Origin of the sequence: Pseudomonas solani (assembly GCF_026072635.1) — a bacterium.
Taxonomy (GTDB): domain Bacteria; phylum Pseudomonadota; class Gammaproteobacteria; order Pseudomonadales; family Pseudomonadaceae; genus Metapseudomonas; species Metapseudomonas solani.
Map to the genome: position 1 here is coordinate 3976042 of NZ_AP023081.1, position 15377 is coordinate 3991418.

A 15377-nucleotide genomic window follows, 5' to 3' on the forward strand; every position below is an offset into this window, starting at 1 on the left:
AAATATTATTTCACCGCCTCGGTATTTCCCACCCAACCCGGAGCACCCACACATGGCAGCACACCGCGAAGCCCCCTTGCCCCGCCTCGATGGCGAGCGGCTCCTGGCACAACTGGCCGAACTGGGGGAGGTGGGCGCGGACGACAGCGGCGGCCGTACCCGTATCGCCCTCAGCGACACGGAAAAGGCCGGCCGTGACCGGGTGGTGGGCTGGATGCGCGAGCTGGAGCTGGAGGTGCGCGTCGATCGCATCGGCAATATCTTCGGCACCCTGCCGGGCGGTGCGGCGGGGACGCCGACATTGATGATCGGCTCGCACATCGACAGCGTCGCCAACGCCGGTGCCCTCGACGGCTGCTACGGCGTGCTTGCCGGGCTGGCGGTGGCGCGGGCCTTCCGCGAAGCGGGAATCGAGCCGGTGCGGCCGATCACCGTGGCCGCCTTCACCAACGAGGAAGGCGTGCGCTACCAGCCGGACATGCTCGGCTCCCTGGTCTACGCCGGCGGCCTGCCCGTGGAGCAGGCGCTGGACATCACCGGCAGCGACGGCAGCCACCTGGGCGACGAGCTGCGCCGCATCGGCTATGCCGGCGACATGGAGCCCGGCGCCATCCCCGTGCACGAGTACCTGGAGCTGCACATCGAGCAGGGCCCGGTGCTGGAGGCGGAAGACCTGGAGATCGGCGTGGTGGAAAACCTCCAGGGCATTTCCTGGCAGCAGGTCACGGTGCGCGGCCACGCCAACCACGCCGGCACCACGCCGACCCGCCTGCGCTACGACGCCGGGCTGGTGGCCGCCACCATCGTCCAGCAGCTGCGGCTGATCGCCGACGAGGCCGGCACCACCCTGGCCACGGTCGGCTGCATGCGCTTCGAGCCCAACCTGATCAACGTCATCCCACGGCTGGCCAGCTTCAGCCTCGACCTGCGTGACCCCGACGAGCAGCGCCTGCAGAGCGTGGAGCGGCGCCTGCAGGGCTACCTCACCACCCTCGCCGAGCACCGTGGCGTGCAGATCGACAGCCAGCTCCTGGCCCGCACCCAACCGGTGGTGTTCGACCCGCAGCTGGTCTCGGCGATCGAGGCCGCCGTGCAGCGCCAGGGGCTCAGCTACCGGCGCATGACCTCCGGCGCCGGGCACGACGCGCAGATGATCGCGCGCATCGCCCCGGCGGCGATGATCTTCGTGCCCAGCCGTGGCGGTGTCAGCCACAACCCCCGCGAGTTCACCGAGGACGGGCAATTGCTGGCCGGCGCGCAGGTGCTGCTGGACGTGGTGATCGACCGCCTCGGCGCCGCCCGCCAGGCCCAGCGCCACCCGGCCCGGAGCGCCGGCCCCGAGCTGCCGGACCCGCAGCAGGTTGCGCCCCTGGAGCTCCTGCTCAACCGTCGCGCGGTGCATGGCGGCTACCCCACCGACCTGCGCGCGCTGATGAACATCAACCAGGCCAGCCAGGACCGCGCCTGGCTCGCCAACTGGTCCGAACTGAGCCCCCGCGCCACGCCGTTGTGGAGCCTGCCCGACCTGGCCGCGCGCCTGGGCATCGCGCGGTTGTGCATCAAGGACGAATCCCTGCGCTCGCCGCTGGCCAGCTTCAAGGCCCTGGGCGCACCCATCGCCCTGGTGCGCCTGATCCTGCGGCGCTTCCCCGCCCAGGACTTCGACGCCGCCAGCCTCCTGGCCGGCGAGCACCGTTCGCGCCTGGCCGGCTTCACCGTGGTCAGCGCCACCGACGGCAACCACGGCCGCGCCCTGGCCGCCGCCGCCCGCAGCATCGGCTGCGACTGCGTGATCGTGCTCCACGCCAACGTCAGCGAGGAGCGCGAGCGCGCCATCGCCGCCTACGGCGCGCAGGTGCGGCGCATCGCCGGCAACTACGACGACTCGGTGGAGGAGGCCGCCTCCCTGGCGCTGGCCTATGGCTGGCAGGTGGTGGCCGACACCTCCTGGGAGGGCTACGAGGAGATCCCCCGCGATGTGATGCAGGGCTACGGCATCATCGCCGAAGAGGTGATCGAGACCGCCGGCGTCGACGCCTACACCCACATCATCCTGCAGGGCGGCGTCGGCGGCCTGGCGGCGGGTATCGCCAGCTATTACTGGGAGCGCTGCGGCGCCACCCGGCCGACCCTGCTGGTGGTGGAGCCGAGCCAGGCCGACTGCCTCTACCAGAGCGCCCTCGCGGGGGCGCCGGCACGGGCCACGGGCTCGGTGGATTCGGTGATGGCCGGGCTCGCCTGCGGCGCCACCTCGCCGCTGGCCTGGCGCTTCCTGGAGGGCAGCATCGACGCCTTCCTCAAGGTCGAGGATGCCGACGCGGTGACCGCCATGGGCGTGCTCGCCACCGGCAGTGCGCGGGACATCCCGGTGATCGCCGGCGAATCCGGGGCCGCCGGCCTGGCCGGGCTGCTGCGCCTGCTGGCCGAACCCGGGCGTGCCGCCGAACTGGGCCTGGACGCCAACGCCCGGGTGCTGCTGATCAACACCGAAGGCGCCACCGCTCCCTCGGTCTACGAGGAACTGGTGGGCGAACCCGTCGCCTCGGTGCTGGCCCGCCAGCGCGACTGGGCGGCGGCCAACCTGGGGCGTTGAGGAGGCTGTCGGGTTGCACCCGACCTACGGGCCTGGCGGGAGCATTTAGGGCAGCGGTATGCCATCGCCATCCAGGTACACCAGGCTGCCCTGGTTGGTCTGGGCCCTGTAGCGATCGCTGCGCTCGTCATAGGTCAGGGCGTCGATGTCGAGGTTGTCCAGGCTGCGGTAGTCCAGCCAGCGGTGGGCGCGTGCGTCGTAGCGGTAGAGAAAGCCCTCGCCACCCAGGCTGGCGAGGCTGACCAGGTGCCGCCTGCTGTCATAGGCCACCGCCGTTGGCCAGGAGAGTTCGGGGAAGCCAGGCGGCAGCGTCAGTGTGGTTTCCGTATGGTTCTTCAGGTCCAGCACCTTGAAGTCATGGCTGACGATCCGGTACAGGCGGCCGTCGTCCGGGCTGCGGATGCTCTTGCCTTGTTGGCTGGTGGTGTCGCCGCTGTCATTGGGCACCCAGGCAGACCACTCACTGGTGCCGGTGATCACCCTCTCGGGCGTTTGCGAGACCTCATCGGACAAGGCCTGGCTGGGCGGCGGTGCCGTGCTGGTGCGCCGGGGCGGCAAGGGCACCGCTTGTGCCTGAGGCGGTGTGTTCGGTCGCTGCAGCAGGGCCTGGTTGAGATTGCGCGCATCCACATAAAGCATGCCCAGGGTCACCACGGCCATCAGCAGCAGGAGGTTACCGCCCAGTGCCACCAGCAGCAGGATGTTGTCCGGGGCGCGTGGAGGTGCCGGCTGCCGCGCCGTTGCATCGCGGGCCTGGCGCTGTTCGACCTTGCTGTAGATCGCCCCGCATTGCGGGCAGGCGGCGGAGGGCTCGCCTTCGGTTAGCTGTTGCAGGTGCCCGCATTTCAGGCAGGTCTTTTCCATCGCGACGTCCTTGTGCTGATGATCCGTGGCGCATCATGCCCGTTGCCGTGGCGGCGAACCATGCGCGCCTTCACTTCCTCTCGATCCTTGGTTCGATCGGCTTCCCGCTTCTGTTCCGGCAGCGCCTTCAGCCGAGCAGGTTACAGGCCGCGCCGGCCAGCAACACCCGGCCGAAACGGGCGCCGGGGTCCAGCGGGGTGATCGCCAGCAGCCGGTCGAGACGCACTTCGCGCTGGTCGTCGAAACGGAGGAATTCCTCCTTGCTCGCGGCGGTGCGGGTGGTCAGGGCGCGGGCTTCGAAGGGCTCGCCATCGCTCAGCTCCACCCGCAGGCGATAGCCGTGCAGGCAGGCGATCTCCAGGTAGTCGTGGAGATCGCAGTGCAGCGGTTGGTAGGCGTTCACGATGCTGCCTCGAAGCCTTGCAGCGGGATGATGAAGTAGCCGTCGCGCGCGATGGCCGCGGCCACCGGCTCTGGGGCCGACTCGCTGTGGCAGTACAGGCACTGGCTCTGGGCGATATCGGCGTCGGCCAGGCCGAGGCTGCCCAGCCAGTCGCGGGCGAAGCGTTCGGCGCGGTGTTGCTCGGCCGAGTCGATGAGCACGTCGAAGTGCAGGTAGCGCCCGTCGCGGGTGCGCACGTGGGTGTCGAATACCTTGATCTGCATGGTGGCTTGCTCCTGGGTGAGGCGGGTCGCGATGGCGGCCGCGACCCGCCGGCGGATTACTTGAGGTCGGCGATGGCGGCGCCGAAGTTCAGGTGCAGCACCTGGCCGTCCACCACCAGGGCGGGGACTGACTTCACGCCGGCGCTTTCCGCCTCGGCGACACGGGCCGGCACATCGCCGAGGTGGACGATCTCGACCTTAACCTTCGGGTCGAGCAGGCCGATGAGGGTGCGTTCGGCTTCGACGCAGACGGGGCAACCAGCGTGGTAGTAGCGAGCTTGGGTCATGGCGTTTCTCCGGTAGTTGGTATCGGATCGATACCGTTCGAGAGCAAGGCTACGACCAATGAGGTTTTGTCGATATAGTTTTTATTCGATACTATCTATCGACGAAATCAATGGAGGGAAATGCCGTGCTGTTCGACCTGCTGGAACGCCTCTCCAGCCTCACCCGCGTCTGGTTCCGCCAGCACCCGCTGCTGGCCGAGCTGCAGCCCATCCAGTTCAGCGCCTTGCTCTACCTGGCCCGTTGCAACCGCTATTCCGACACGCCCCTGGCGGTGACCGACTACCTGGGGCTGACCAAGGGCACCGTGTCCCAGTCGCTCAAGGCCCTCGAAGCCAAGGGGCTGCTGGTCAAGCGGCCGGACCAGCAGGACCGCCGCAGCGTGCACCTGGAGCTGACAGCGCCGGCCCGCGAGCTGCTGGGGGCGGTGCTGCCGCCGGACTTCCTCGCCGCCGCCACGGCGCGCATGGGCCCCGCCGCCGGGGACCTGGAAGCGCTGCTGGGCGACCTGCTGCGCAACGTGCAGCGCAGCGTCGACGTGCCCTCGTTCGGCCTGTGCCGCACCTGCCGCTTCCACCGCACGGTGGACGGCCTGCCCTTCTGCGGGCTGACCGAGGAGCCCATGGCCGCCGGCGACGAGGCGCTGATCTGCCGCGAGCACCAGGAGCCCGCCTAGCGGCGCGGTTGAACCCCGGGCGCAGCGGTGGACTCCACCCTCTGTGAGCCCGAGGAGAGCGCCATGAACCCCACGCCCATCGAGGCCGGCCGTCGCCCGGCGCGCCGCCCACCCGAACCCCTGCCCGACGGTGGCGGCGCCCGCGACCCGGAGCCCGATCCCTTCCTCAAGGACCCGGAGCGACCAGTGGGCGAAATCCACCGGAACCAAGGTCGAAAACGCTCGGTCCATCACTAGCCGCGTAACGAGGCGTTGCGCGGCTGGAGCGGAAGCCGCGTCGTGTCCGCGCCCCAAGGAATCGACAGGGCAGGGCCGCCGTGCGTCCCGTGGACGCCCTGTCCTCGACACGCAGGACAGCTCATGCACAAGCCGCTCATCTCCCCCCTCGCCACCGCCACCCTTGTCGCCCTGGTACTGGGCAGCCAGGTCGCCCACGCCGCCGACTTCATCGTCAACCAGACCGAAGACAGCTACGACGGCGTCTGCGATGCCCACTGTTCGTTGCGCGACGCCATCTCCGCCGCCAACGCCGCACCGGGCCCGGACCGCATCGTCCTGCAGGCGCAGACCTACCGCCTGAGCCTGCCGGCCGGCCGCGACGAGGAGGGCGACGTCCAGGACGAGGACGACAACCTCAATGGCGACCTCGACATCCACGACTCCCTGGAAATCATCGGCCAGGGCCCGGCCGCCACCGTGATCAGCGGCACCCCTCAGGCCAACGACCGCCTGCTGGAAGTGTTCGACGGCGCCCGCGTGGTGCTGGAGCGCCTGCGCCTCACCGGCGGCCACAGTTCCACCTACGGCGGCGCCCTGGAGAACCATGGCGAGGTGGTGTTGCGCCAGGTGGAGGTGAGCCGCAACAGCTCCACCGGTGCCTTCAGCCCCGGCAATGGCGGCGGCATCGCCAACGATGGGCGCCTGGCCGTGCACCGCTCGGTCATCGCCAACAACCGCGCCGGGGCCGGAGAGGGCCACTTCGGCCTGGGTGGCGGCATCTACAACACCGGCGAGTTGCTGTTGCGCGACAGCAGCGTGCAGGGCAACTCCGCCAGCGACGACGATGACGCCGGCTACGGCGGCGGCCTCTACAACCGTGGCACGGCCGACGTGGCGCGGACCACCTTCAGCGGCAACGGGTCCAGTTTCGGCTCGGCCATCGGCAACGACGGCAAGCTGACCCTCGCCAACTCGACCCTCAGCGGCAACACCCAGTACTACCGGGCCCAGGCCACCCTGAACAACGGCCAGCCCTGGATCAGCGCCACACCGGAAGCGCTGCTGGTCAACGTCACCATCGCCAACAACAGCGGTGGCTACGGGTTGATCAACACAGGCTCGGTGACCCTGCGCAACAGCATCATCGCCGGCAACCTCGACGAGGGCCTGGAAACGCCGATGAACTGCGACAACCAGGGCGCCCAGGCGCAATACAGGGCCATCGGCCTGTTGCTGGGAACCGGGCCCGGCAACTGCACCGGCGACCTGTACGTGGAACAGACCGACGTCTTCACCAAGGTGCTCTACCCCCTGGCGGACAACAACGGCCTGACCCAGACCCACGCCCTGCGCCCGCGCAGCCCGGCGGTGGACGCCGGCATCGGCAGCTGCACCGCCCACGACCAGCGCGGCTCCAAGCGCCCCCGTGATGGCGATGGCGACGGCGTCGCCCGCTGCGACCTGGGTTCGTACGAGCGGCCGAAGCCGTAGGTTGGCGAAGCGTGCCGGGCCCCTGCGCGGGGCTCGGCATTTCGCGAATGAATGGGCTCTGTCTGCGTTAAGTGTTGCTAGAAGATCTGGACCCAGCTGATTGCCGAGTTTTGTTGGTGTTTCTGGTTTCGCCCACCCGGGCGAGTCCCTTTTTTCAATCGTCGGGATGCCGAACCACAAAAAAGGAACCAAAAACGCTTGCCCCATCATCCGGCCCCGGCTTCGCCGGGGTTCCCTCACTCCATCGCCGTTACTCGCTACGCTCGCCCTTCGGGCCGCACTGAAGTGCGTTCGCCGCAAGCGTCGTCTGGGGGCCGGCGCGATGGGCCATCCATGGCCTGGCGCGCCTCTCGCGGCATCCATGCCGCTCGTCCCCCGGCGCAACGACTGCGTTCGGCCTCCTGGAGGGGCGTTGGCGGCTGCTCCAACTTTCTTCGTCCAGCGTATCGCTACGTGGTGCGCACGGGCTTTCGTAGGATGGCGTAGAGCGAAGCGAAACCCATGCGGTGGAGGTGGAGGAAATCCCTAAATGCCCGGAAAGCACCGTGCTTGAGCACTTGCATTAAAACCACAACAGCTAACGCCGACAGAGCCAATGAATTCGCTCCTACAGCCCTCGATGCACCGAACACACCGGATGCACTGTAGGGGCGACTTCAGTCGCCAAGCAGCCCGTAGGGCTGCCCATCTCCGGCACAGAAACGCTACTGCGTCGCCAGCGCCTCCAACGCCAACGCTCCCACTGCCAGGTCGATATCGGCATTCGGGTCATCGTCGTCGAGGAACCAGGCGGCGGAGAGGCCGCACCAGGCCACCAGCCATTGCAGCAGGCGCTGGCGTTCCAGGCCGGACTCGTGGCAGACGATGGCCAGGCGCCGCTGGAAGCGGGCCGGGTCGGTGCCCACCGGGCGGCTGGGGTCGCAGAGGTCGGGGTTGGCGAAGATCACCGCATAGTCCAGCGCGCGGTCGCCCACCAGGCCCTTGGGGTCGATGGCCAGCCAGCCGCGCGGGCCGAAGTCGAGGAGGTTGCCGTGGTGCAGGTCGCCGTGCAGCAGGTGCTGTTCGCGAGGTGCGGCCAGCAGTTGGCGGGCCAGGGCATCGGCTTCGACCAGGAAGCCGCCGTGGCGACGTGCGGCCGGCGCCAGGTCGGCGAACCAGCTGTGCAGGTCCTTCAGCCCTTTGGGCCGGGGGCCGTCGTAGGCGTGGAGGCGAGCCAGGGCGCGGCAGAGCAGGGCGGTGGCCAGGTCGTCGTCACCGTCCTGGGCCATGGCGATCAGCGGGTCGCCGCCGCGCTCCAGCAGCAGGCCATCGCCGTCGATCTCCAGCACCCGCGCCGAGCCTGCACCCTTCCAGGCCCGCATCACCTGGGCGCCGAGGCGTTCGTCCTCGTTCTGGCTGACCTTGAGCATCGCGGCCTGGCCATCCTGGCGCACCGGCAGCAGCGCGCCGCTGGGGGTGAGCAGCGCCTCGCCGTCCGGCGTCAGCTGCCAGCGTTGCAGGTAGGGGGCGAAAAGGGCTTCGGCCTCGGCGAGGGAGGGGGCGGGGGGCATGGCGTGGCCTCATGGCTGGAAACGGGCCAGTCCAGCATGTTCACGCGTGATGCGCCAGGGGATCAGGGCAGGCTGGCACCGTCCCCGGTGAAACTGATGGTCTGGCGCTGGCCGCTGGCGTCGAGGAACTCCAGCTGTTGCTGCAAGGGCGTGTCCACGCCGCTGCGGCCGTCGATGACGACGTCCAGGTAGTCCGAGTAATAGCTGATGCCCGGGTAGGTCTCGGCGTTCTTGTCGAACTGCATGCCATCGACCACGCCTTCGGAGAGGGTCTGGGTCTTGCAATCGAACTTGTGAATCTTTCCGGGCAGCTTCGGGTCGAGTGCCTGCGCGGCCGGGAAACTGGCCAGCAGCTCGCACTGGGTCAGCACGCGGATGTTCAGGCCGCTGTCGGCAACCACTTCGCTGTAGACCTTGAAGCTCTTGGCCGGCCAGGCGCCGCTGGACTGGAACTTCACCACCCGGGTGCGCATGCCGCTACCGCTGCTGATGGCGGCGAAGCCGTGGTAGGCGTAGAGGTGGTCGGCCCAGCCGGCCGAGCCACCGGCGGGCGCACCGTTGCTGTACTGGCGCAGGACCGCATTGCCCTTGAAGGTCTGGGTGGTGGACAGCAGCTTGGCGCTGATGGCCCCAGCGGCCGGGTCGTATTCGTACTGCTCCTTGAGGGCTGCGTCGGGCACCTTGATGCTGGCGGGCCAGTCGCGCTGTTTCTTCAGCGTCTGTGCCTGGAGGGTGGGGACGATGGTGAGACCCAGCAGGGCGGCGATCAGGATTGGCTTCATGCGGTTTTTCACTCCCTGGCGCAGACGTCGCAGCGCTCGACCTCGAAGCTCTTGGCGGTGATCGAGCCAAGGCCGGCGGAATGTTCGAGGGCGGCGTTGCGGTTGTTCAGCACGGTGATGTACGGCGTGTTGTCGATGTAGTAGCTGACCTTGGAGCAGCTGGGCTCGCTGGAGGTGACGCGGTAGTCGACTCCGGTCTTCTGCTTGGCCACCAGTTGGATGCTGGCGGTGCAGCTGTCCACCACGCGGCGGCAGTTGCAGTCCAAGGCACGCTTTGCGGGTTTGTCCTTGCCGCCTTCGGCGCGGCTGCGCCAGTCGTTGCCTTCCATCGCTGCCATGGAGGATTCCAGGTCCTGGATCTGGCTGTTGCTGGCGGCACGCTGGGCCGCTTCTGCCTGGCGCTGGGCTTCGAGGGCCGCCTGGCGCTGCTGCTCGGCCTGCTCCTCGGTGGCGCGATTGGCGGCTTCCTGGTTGTCGAGCATCTCGCCGATGGCGGTGACGGCGTTGATCACCTGCTCGGTGCGCTGCATGTCGATATCGCTTTGGGGGGCGCTCGCCGCGCTGCCGCCTCCGGCGTCGCCGCAGACCAGGGCATTGGAGGTTTTGCTGCAGTCCAGGCACTGGCCCTGCCAGTTCATGCCGTAACCGGGTGGGCAGGTGCCCGCGGCGAACGCGCCGCTGGCGCCGAGGAGCAGGGCGAGGAGGGGAAGCAGGTGTTTCATGGAGAGTGTCCGCAGTGCTGTCAGCTGGCCATTACGGGATGCAGGATAGGCATCCGCTCGGCTGCGCTCAACGCGGCTCCACGCGCCCGTCGGGCCAAGCCGACGGGCGGTCGGGGGTGGGCTCAATCGTCCCGGGTCAGCACTTCCAGCAGCTCGATCTCGAACAGCAGGTTCGAGTTCGGCGGGATCTTGCCGACCTGGCGTTCGCCGTAGGCCAGGTGCGCGGGGACCTGCAGTTTGCGCTTGCCACCCACCTGCATGCCCATCAGGCCCTGGTCCCAGCCCTTGATCACCCGGCCGGTGCCGATCACGCATTGGAAGGGCCGGCCTTTCTCGATGGACGAGTCGAACAGGGTGCCGTCCTCCAGCCAGCCGTTGTAGTGAGTGGTGATCAGCGCGCCCTTTACCACGGCCTTGCCGTCGCCCGGGTGGATGTCCTCGATCTTCAATTCGTCGCTCATGGCTGCTCGCTCGCCGTTGGGGTGCCGCCTTTTCGCAGGAAGCGGGGTGTTTGGCAAGGGGTCAGGAACCACGGTCCAGGCCCATGGCGCGGATGGCCTGGTCGATGCGCTGCACCGTGGCCTCGGGCACGCTGCGGCTGCACATGAGGTGGCGCGGGCGGCCGGGTGGCATATCGGGGAAGACCAGGCTCACCAGTTCACGGTGGGCGTAGCTGGGGTGGCTCATGGCCCAGCGGAAGTCGTAGGGGTCGGCCAGGGTGTAGTCGAAGCGGTTGGAGGCGAGCAGGCGCAGCTGGTTGATCGGCGCCTGGCTGTTGGGAAGGGCGGCCTCGCCCATGTCGGCGATGCGCCGGTCCAGCTCCTCGCCGTAGGAGAAGCCGTCGGAAACGCCGAGGCGCAGCCCCGGCGCCGCCATCAGTGCGCGCAGGCTGGCGTAGCGGGAGACCTGGGGCAGGGCGCGGCGGTTGGTGACTACTTCCAGGTACAGCGGCGGGCGGATGGGCAGGCTGAGGCGGGCGAAGCCCTCGCGCTCGCGGGTGCGTATCCAGCCCACCGAGCAGTGGGGGCCGGGCTCGTACTGCATCTGCCAGACAATGCGCTTGGCCGGCAGGGTCACCACCTCGGTCGCCACCCCGGCGCTGGCGAACAGCCGCGCGATCTCGTCGCGGCCGCCGTCGTCCTCGTGGAACAGGGTGGAGTTGGCGATGAAGCTGAGCCGCAGCGGCGGGTCGGCCTCGGCTATTCCCGCGACCAACAGCAGGGCCAGCGACGCGGTGCGCAGCCACGGTGAGTGGAGCAGGGCCTGGCGGATGATGGCGGCGGCCTCCATGTCGGGTGAGCGGCTTCTTTCTCTGACCGGGCGCGCCGGCCACCGTTCGACCCAGCTGATGGAGCCCGCTGCTCAGTGGTCGCGCAGCACCTTGCGCTCGCTGTCCTGGGGATCGAAGCCGCGTTCGAGCTTGATTTTCAGCGACAGGTCGGTGCGCGAGTCGGCGAACTTCAGCGCTTCGGAGAGGCTGATGCGCCCGGCTTCCACCAGCTTGAACAGGCTCTGGTCGAAGCTGCAGGAGCCGCTTTCCAGGGCGTTCTCGATGGCGCTCTTCAGCTCATGCAGCTCGTCACGCAGGATCAGGTCACGCACGTGGGGCGTGCCCAGCATCAGCTCCACCGCTGCCACGCGCTTGTGGTCGATGCCCGGTACCAGGCGCTGGCCGACCATGGCCAGGAGGTTCTGCGAGAGGTCGCCGAGCACCTGGCGCCGCGCCTCGTCGGGGAAGAAGCGGGTGATGCGTTCCACCGCGTGGCGGGCGCTGGTGCCGTGCAGGGTGGCCACGCACAGGTGGCCGGTCTCGGCGTAGTGCAGGGCGTGCTGCATGGTTTCGGCGTCGCGCACCTCGCCGAGCATGATCACGTCCGGCGCCTCGCGCAGCACGTTGCGCAGTGCGGCGGAGAAACTGTGGGTGTCCAGGCCGACCTCGCGCTGGTCGATGATCGAGCGGCGGTGGCTGTGGAGGAATTCGATGGGATCTTCGATGCAGACGATATGGCCGCTGCGCTGGGCGTTGCGGTGGTCGAGCATCGCCGCCAGCGTGGTGGACTTGCCGGAGCCGGCGGCGCCCACCACCAGGATCAGGCCGCGATCCTGCAGGGCGAGCTTCTCCAGCAGCAGCGGCAGGCCGAGGCTTTCCAGGCTGGGGATGGTGGTCTTGATCAGGCGCACCACCATCGAGACCTCGCCGCGCTGCAGGTAGAGGTTGAGGCGGAAGCGGCCGCTGCCCGGCAGGCTGATGGCCAGGTTGAGTTCCAGCTCGCGGTCGAACTCTTCCTGCTGGCGCGGGGTGATCAGCTGCGCGGCCAGCTGGCGCACTTCGCCCCCCTGCAGCACACGCTCGCCCACGGGGCGCGCGTGGCCCTCGATCTTGATGTGCGGCGGTGCGCCGACGCTGAAGAACATGTCCGAGCCGGCGTGCTGGTGCAGCAGCTCCAGGTAGGGGAAGACGCTGGGCGTCGTCTCGTTCGGGTCGCTCATCCTGCCTCCTTTCATCGAGGGGCAAGCCTAGCAGTGGTTCCGGCCAGGAGGCTATTAGGGGAAATTGCCGCAGGTTCGCGACCTGGTCGGGGGCAATCCTGCCGTGTGGCCGTGAAGTGGGGTGGAGCGGAGGCGTAACGGGGAAGGGCGCCGCGATGACGACGCCCTGGCCGGGAATCAATCCTGGCGGCTGGTGACTTCCACCAGGTGGTAGCCGAACTGGGTCTTCACCGGGCCTTGCACGACGTTGACCGGGGCGCTGAAGACCACGGTGTCGAACTCGCGAACCATCTGGCCGGGGCCGAAGGAACCGAGGTTGCCGCCGTCACGGCTGGACGGGCAGCTGGAGTTGTCCTTGGCGACCTGGGCGAAGTCGGCGCCCCCTTCGATGGCGGCTTTCAGTTCGTTGCACTTGGCTTCGCTGGAAACCAGGATGTGGCGGGCGGTTGCACGGGGCATGGCAGGACTCCTCTTGAAGAAAGCGCAGAGCCTACCGGAATCGAATGAACCGTCAACGGCCGGTGGCGTGGGTGGTATGGCGCAGGGATGGAGGTCGGGTGAAACCCGGCAGGACGGACAGCAGGTGTGGTCTGGGTGTGGGAGCGGTTTCAACCGCGAAGGGCATTGAGCCGCGGCCGATCGCGAGTAAACATCCAGGTTCTTAGAACGTGGCTTTGCTTTTGGCTCTCTAGAAGGGGGCGCAATCAGACCTCGGAACATGCAGCCGCCACTCACTCCGGACGTAGGGTGTGCTGCGCGCACCTGGGCGTCACATGCAGCACCTTGCGGCGGTGCGCACGGCACACCCTACGGCATGCGTCATCCTGCTGGGTTCTCAATTCAAATCGTCACAGGCAGAGCCGATGACTCATGACCACGCCCTAAGGACGTGGTTTCCCACGTTCAAATTATTCCCTCGATGGGGCGGCGCTGCGCGCCGCTTGGCGACTGAGGTCGCCCCTACAGGTCGGCCCCTACAGGTCGCCTCAAATACTGCGCCTACGGTGACGAATAACGCTGTTTGCCGTTGTCTCAATGGCGCCTATCCACCACCATCGCCGCCTGGCCTTTCGAGAACCCTCCATGCCCCGCGCCTTGCCCGTTTCCCTGTTGCTGGCCCTGTTCGTAACCGCTGCCCCGCACCTGGCGTTCGCCTGTGCGGAGGGGGAGACCGAGGTGTGCCTCGGTGGCTGCATCTGCGTGCCCGACCCCAATGGCGTGCTGGCGCCTTACCAGGAGCGGGCCGGCGCGGTGGCGGCGTCGGCGCTGGAGGGCTGGCTGCTGCGTTCGCGGGAGTCGGCGGCGCGGCAGGGCACCTTGCCGATCCCGGCGGAGATACGCCAGCGCCTGCTGCCCTGGTACCCGGCCGAGCTGCTGGATGCGGTGCGCTACAAGGTGGGTGACAGCGACGAGATGAACGCCGCGCGGACCATGCTGCAGAACCCCGATATCAAGGCGGTGACCCTGGTGGACATCATCGTCTTCCGCACCGAGGACGCGGCCCTGCACGACGTGGCGCTGTGGGCCCACGAGCTGTTCCACGTGCAGCAGTACCGGGACTGGGGCAGCGCCGGTTTTGCCCAGCGCTACAGCCGCGATTTCAACGCGGTGGAAGCGCCGGCCTATTCCCGGCAGCTGGAGGTGAGCCGCGCCCTGCGGCGCGGCGAGTGAGGCCGATCAACGCTCGCGCATGGCTTCCGAGCGGGCCTTGAGCACCGGCTTGAGCAGGTAGTCGAGCACGCTCTTCTCGCCGGTGATGATGTCCACCGTGGCGATCATCCCGGGGATGATCAGCAGCGGGTGGTCGTCCTTGCCCAGGTGGCTTTTGTCGGTGCGCACCTGGATCAGGTAGAAGCTGTTGCCCTTGTCGTCGGTGATGGTGTCGGCGCCGATCAGTTCCAGCTTGGCCTTGAGGCCGCCGTAGATGGTGTAGTCATAGGCGCTGAACTTGACCATCGCCTTCTGCCCCGGGTGGAGGAAGGCCACGTCCTGCGGGCGGATGCGCGCCTCGATCAGCAGGTTGTCCTCCAGGGGCACCACTTCCACCATGTCGTTGCCGGGCTGCACCACGCCGCCGATGGTGTTGACCTTCAGTTGCTTGATCACGCCGTTGACCGGGGAGACCACGGTGGTGCGGGTGACGCGGTCGTCGATGGCCTTGCCAGTGGAGGTGATCTTCTGCAGCTCGGTGCGGGCTTCGTTGAGTTCCTTGAAGGCATCGGACTGGAACGACAGCTTGCTTTCTTCCATCTTCCGCTCGATTTCCTTCACCGCCGCCTCGGCCCGGGGGATGGCCAGGTTGGTGCCGTTGAGCTCGCCGCGCATTTCCACCGCGCTGCGGCGCAGGCGCAGGATCTCCACCTCGGAGATGGCGCCGGTGCCCACCAGCGGCTGGGACATGTTCAGTTCCTGCTGCAGCAGCCCCAGGCTGGAGGCGTACTGCTGCGACTTGGAGCGGAATTCGGCCAGTTCCTGCTGCTTCTGGCGCAGCTGCTCCTGGAGGATGTGCTGCTCGCTGTCCAGGCGCTGCAGGCGTTTGCGGTACAGCGCCATTTCGTCCTCGGCCAGTTGCGGCGAGGCCTTGGCGATTTCCGGCGGCAGGGTGAAGGGGCGATCCTCGGCCTCGGCCGAGAGCCGTTGCACGCGGGCCATGAGCGCCAGGCGGTCGGCTTCGGTCTCGCCCTTGTTGGAGAGGAAGCGGGTGTCGTCCAGGCGCAGCAGCACGTCGCCCTTGCTCACCACCTGGCCCTCGCGCACGAAGATCTCCGAGACGATGCCGCCCTCGAGGTTCTGGATCACCTGGATCTTGCTGGAGGGGATGGCCTTGCCTTCACCGGTGGTGACTTCCTCCAGCACGGCGAACTTGGCCCAGACCAGGGCGACGATCAGTAGCGTGCAGGCCACCCAGACGGTGATGCGGGTGCCGGTGGGGGAGTCCTCCAGGGCGGCGCCGTCCACCTCGGGCATGAACTCGGTGTCGGGCTTGCTGCCCAGGCCGCCGAAGTAGTCGCGGACCGATCGGGTGCTTTCCATGTTCTG

17 protein-coding genes and 1 pseudogene are annotated in these 15377 nt (G+C 68.2%); 6 read left to right on the forward strand and 12 right to left on the reverse strand.

Annotation, left to right across the window (positions count from 1 at the left end; translation table 11 throughout):
• Positions 1 to 52 precede the first annotated feature (52 nt).
• Positions 53 to 1303, forward strand: a pseudogene (locus tag PSm6_RS18200) (Zn-dependent hydrolase); the annotation flags it as partial.
• Between the two features lie 66 nt (positions 1304 to 1369).
• Positions 1370 to 2593 (forward strand): diaminopropionate ammonia-lyase, encoded by a 1224-nt coding sequence (locus PSm6_RS18205; protein WP_371877136.1) that lies wholly within the window; start codon positions 1370 to 1372, stop codon positions 2591 to 2593.
• Between the two features lie 45 nt (positions 2594 to 2638).
• On the opposite strand, the gene PSm6_RS18210 is transcribed toward PSm6_RS18205, so the two are convergent.
• From PSm6_RS18210 to PSm6_RS18225, 4 genes are all read right to left on the reverse strand, one after another.
• A complete protein-coding gene (locus tag PSm6_RS18210) occupies positions 2639 to 3457 on the reverse strand; it encodes a hypothetical protein (RefSeq protein ID WP_265167904.1) in 819 nt (272 codons plus the stop codon).
• Between the two features lie 127 nt (positions 3458 to 3584).
• Positions 3585 to 3860 carry a Rho-binding antiterminator gene (locus PSm6_RS18215; protein ID WP_265167905.1) on the reverse strand — a complete coding sequence of 92 codons (276 nt, stop codon included), beginning with the start codon at positions 3858 to 3860 and terminating at the stop codon, positions 3585 to 3587.
• On the reverse strand, positions 3857 to 4123 hold the full coding sequence (locus tag PSm6_RS18220; RefSeq protein ID WP_021216897.1) for a DUF2024 family protein: 267 nt from the start codon (positions 4121 to 4123) through the stop codon (positions 3857 to 3859). Before PSm6_RS18220 ends, PSm6_RS18215 begins: the two co-directional genes overlap by 4 nt.
• 56 nt (positions 4124 to 4179) lie before the next feature.
• Entirely contained in the window at positions 4180 to 4410 is a 231-nt protein-coding gene (locus tag PSm6_RS18225; protein WP_021216898.1) for a glutaredoxin domain-containing protein, read from the reverse strand.
• Positions 4411 to 4520: 110 nt separating this feature from the next.
• Here PSm6_RS18225 and PSm6_RS18230 point away from each other — a divergent pair, with 110 nt between their 5' ends.
• The 3 genes from PSm6_RS18230 (at position 4521) to PSm6_RS18240 (ending at position 6794) form a co-directional block, all read left to right on the forward strand.
• Complete coding sequence (locus PSm6_RS18230; protein WP_031286854.1) at positions 4521 to 5084, forward strand: MarR family winged helix-turn-helix transcriptional regulator; 564 nt, start codon at positions 4521 to 4523, stop codon at positions 5082 to 5084.
• Between the two features lie 63 nt (positions 5085 to 5147).
• Positions 5148 to 5321, forward strand: coding sequence for a hypothetical protein (locus PSm6_RS18235; protein ID WP_265167907.1), 174 nt, complete (start codon positions 5148 to 5150; stop codon positions 5319 to 5321).
• A 123-nt stretch (positions 5322 to 5444) separates the two neighbouring features.
• Complete coding sequence (locus PSm6_RS18240; protein ID WP_021216900.1) at positions 5445 to 6794, forward strand: CSLREA domain-containing protein; 1350 nt, start codon at positions 5445 to 5447, stop codon at positions 6792 to 6794.
• Positions 6795 to 7498: 704 nt separating this feature from the next.
• On the opposite strand, the gene PSm6_RS18245 is transcribed toward PSm6_RS18240, so the two are convergent.
• From PSm6_RS18245 to PSm6_RS18275, 7 genes are all read right to left on the reverse strand, one after another.
• Positions 7499 to 8344: an aminoglycoside phosphotransferase family protein gene (locus tag PSm6_RS18245; protein ID WP_265167909.1), complete on the reverse strand. Its 846-nt coding sequence runs from the start codon at positions 8342 to 8344 to the stop codon at positions 7499 to 7501.
• 62 nt (positions 8345 to 8406) lie between these two features.
• Entirely contained in the window at positions 8407 to 9126 is a 720-nt protein-coding gene (locus PSm6_RS18250) for a hypothetical protein (protein ID WP_021221647.1), read from the reverse strand.
• An 8-nt stretch (positions 9127 to 9134) separates the two neighbouring features.
• Complete coding sequence (locus tag PSm6_RS18255; protein ID WP_265167910.1) at positions 9135 to 9848, reverse strand: hypothetical protein; 714 nt, start codon at positions 9846 to 9848, stop codon at positions 9135 to 9137.
• Between the two features lie 122 nt (positions 9849 to 9970).
• Positions 9971 to 10309 (reverse strand): FKBP-type peptidyl-prolyl cis-trans isomerase, encoded by a 339-nt coding sequence (locus tag PSm6_RS18260; RefSeq protein WP_021221649.1) that lies wholly within the window; start codon positions 10307 to 10309, stop codon positions 9971 to 9973.
• Between the two features lie 61 nt (positions 10310 to 10370).
• The gene (locus tag PSm6_RS18265) at positions 10371 to 11138 is read right to left on the reverse strand and encodes a transporter substrate-binding domain-containing protein (protein WP_021221650.1); all 768 of its coding nucleotides are present in this window, start codon (positions 11136 to 11138) and stop codon (positions 10371 to 10373) included.
• A gap of 72 nt (positions 11139 to 11210) precedes the next feature.
• The gene (locus tag PSm6_RS18270) at positions 11211 to 12338 is read right to left on the reverse strand and encodes a PilT/PilU family type 4a pilus ATPase (protein WP_265167911.1); all 1128 of its coding nucleotides are present in this window, start codon (positions 12336 to 12338) and stop codon (positions 11211 to 11213) included.
• Positions 12339 to 12515: 177 nt separating this feature from the next.
• Positions 12516 to 12797, reverse strand: a complete 282-nt coding sequence (locus PSm6_RS18275) for a peptidylprolyl isomerase (protein ID WP_021221652.1) — start codon at positions 12795 to 12797, stop codon at positions 12516 to 12518.
• 624 nt (positions 12798 to 13421) lie between these two features.
• On the opposite strand from PSm6_RS18275, the gene PSm6_RS18280 reads away from it, so the two are divergent.
• Positions 13422 to 14009 (forward strand): eCIS core domain-containing protein, encoded by a 588-nt coding sequence (locus PSm6_RS18280; RefSeq protein WP_043245910.1) that lies wholly within the window; start codon positions 13422 to 13424, stop codon positions 14007 to 14009.
• Positions 14010 to 14015: 6 nt separating this feature from the next.
• Here the strand turns inward: PSm6_RS18280 and PSm6_RS18285 are convergent, their stop codons facing one another.
• Positions 14016 to 15371, reverse strand: a complete 1356-nt coding sequence (locus tag PSm6_RS18285) for an HlyD family type I secretion periplasmic adaptor subunit (protein WP_021221654.1) — start codon at positions 15369 to 15371, stop codon at positions 14016 to 14018.
• Positions 15372 to 15377 lie beyond the last annotated feature (6 nt).

Excerpts from the sequence above, each read along its gene's own strand:
- PSm6_RS18280 (WP_043245910.1), top strand. The coding sequence starts at position 13,422 with ATGCCCCGCGCCTTGCCCGTTTCCCTGTTGCTGGCCCTGTTCGTAACC.
- PSm6_RS18245 (WP_265167909.1), bottom strand. The coding sequence starts at position 8,344 with ATGCCCCCCGCCCCCTCCCTCGCCGAGGCCGAAGCCCTTTTCGCCCCC.
- PSm6_RS18230 (WP_031286854.1), top strand. The coding sequence starts at position 4,521 with ATGGAGGGAAATGCCGTGCTGTTCGACCTGCTGGAACGCCTCTCCAGC.
- PSm6_RS18270 (WP_265167911.1), bottom strand. The coding sequence starts at position 12,338 with ATGAGCGACCCGAACGAGACGACGCCCAGCGTCTTCCCCTACCTGGAG.
- PSm6_RS18235 (WP_265167907.1), top strand. The coding sequence starts at position 5,148 with ATGAACCCCACGCCCATCGAGGCCGGCCGTCGCCCGGCGCGCCGCCCA.
- PSm6_RS18285 (WP_021221654.1), bottom strand. The coding sequence starts at position 15,371 with ATGGAAAGCACCCGATCGGTCCGCGACTACTTCGGCGGCCTGGGCAGC.
- PSm6_RS18275 (WP_021221652.1), bottom strand. The coding sequence starts at position 12,797 with ATGCCCCGTGCAACCGCCCGCCACATCCTGGTTTCCAGCGAAGCCAAG.
- PSm6_RS18220 (WP_021216897.1), bottom strand. The coding sequence starts at position 4,123 with ATGCAGATCAAGGTATTCGACACCCACGTGCGCACCCGCGACGGGCGC.
- PSm6_RS18250 (WP_021221647.1), bottom strand. The coding sequence starts at position 9,126 with ATGAAGCCAATCCTGATCGCCGCCCTGCTGGGTCTCACCATCGTCCCC.
- PSm6_RS18260 (WP_021221649.1), bottom strand. The coding sequence starts at position 10,309 with ATGAGCGACGAATTGAAGATCGAGGACATCCACCCGGGCGACGGCAAG.
- PSm6_RS18255 (WP_265167910.1), bottom strand. The coding sequence starts at position 9,848 with ATGAAACACCTGCTTCCCCTCCTCGCCCTGCTCCTCGGCGCCAGCGGC.
- PSm6_RS18210 (WP_265167904.1), bottom strand. The coding sequence starts at position 3,457 with ATGGAAAAGACCTGCCTGAAATGCGGGCACCTGCAACAGCTAACCGAA.
- PSm6_RS18240 (WP_021216900.1), top strand. The coding sequence starts at position 5,445 with ATGCACAAGCCGCTCATCTCCCCCCTCGCCACCGCCACCCTTGTCGCC.
- PSm6_RS18265 (WP_021221650.1), bottom strand. The coding sequence starts at position 11,138 with ATGGAGGCCGCCGCCATCATCCGCCAGGCCCTGCTCCACTCACCGTGG.
- PSm6_RS18225 (WP_021216898.1), bottom strand. The coding sequence starts at position 4,410 with ATGACCCAAGCTCGCTACTACCACGCTGGTTGCCCCGTCTGCGTCGAA.